The organism is Treponema sp. R6D11, from assembly GCF_054786075.1.
The window spans coordinates 1-429 of record NZ_BDHD01000970.1 but is presented as its reverse complement, the minus strand read 5'-3'; the positions used below and the strand labels follow the sequence as shown (position 1 = coordinate 429).

Sequence of the window (429 nt, the reverse complement as noted above, 5' to 3'; positions counted from 1 at the left end):
GATGAAATAAAAAATTTAATCCACTCACGCAAGGCCGACGTGCTGATCGCCGCCGGCGGCGGGCGGGTGATGGACACGGCTAAACTGGCCGCCAGTTACGCGAAGGTTCCGATTATAACCATACCGACGATTCCTGCGACCTGCGCGGCGTTTACGACATTGAGCGTGATGTACAATTCAAAAGGACAGCAGACCGAATACATATACCGCGAAACCGCTCCGGAGGCCGTTGTTGTCGACAAGGAAATACTTAGCTCCGCCCCGTTAAGGTATTTCTACGCCGGCGTCGCGGACAGCGTCGTAAAAAAATATGAGATTGCCACAAATTACAACCCCGGGGATAACGATTTCGCGATACGCTTGCAGGATAAAATTTGCGATCTTATCTGCGAGTTTCTGGAAGATGATTTTTGGGGCGAATTGGCAAAG

1 protein-coding gene is annotated in these 429 nt (G+C 50.8%); it reads left to right on the top strand.

Going from position 1 to position 429, the window contains the following annotated elements; translation table 11 throughout:
* Positions 1 to 6: 6 nt before the first annotated feature.
* Positions 7 to 429 (top strand): iron-containing alcohol dehydrogenase (locus ACYVTD_RS17050; protein WP_461248834.1); only part of this gene is annotated, 423 nt, incomplete at its 3' end.